The organism is Shewanella sp. POL2 (assembly GCF_000282755.1).
Lineage (GTDB): Bacteria > Pseudomonadota > Gammaproteobacteria > Enterobacterales > Shewanellaceae > Shewanella > Shewanella xiamenensis.
Window position 1 is genome coordinate 1 of record NZ_AKZL01000236.1, and the last position, 261, is coordinate 261.

Genomic DNA, 261 nt, shown 5'->3' on the forward strand with positions numbered 1-261 from the left:
TTTTATGGAACCGTTCGCAGATCCCATTCGTTTGCGGGTGTCGCGCCTTCGTCTTAGTGTGTTCTATATCGTTAATTGCTAAATACAGCTGATAGTCGTGCTGTTCCACTTTGCCACAGTATTCGGTTCCTCTGTCAGTTAAAATGCGCAACATGGGCAGCGCCTGTGTTTCAAAGAACGGTAATACTCTGTCGTTGAGTAAATCGGCCGAGGTGATTGGGGTTTTCGTGGTATACAGTTTCGCGAAAGCAACTTTGCTGT

Annotated in this window: 1 pseudogene; it reads right to left on the reverse strand. The window is 46.4% G+C overall.

The features are described from left to right. Positions 1-261: pseudogene (locus tag SHEWPOL2_RS22215) on the reverse strand (IS481 family transposase); the annotation flags it as partial.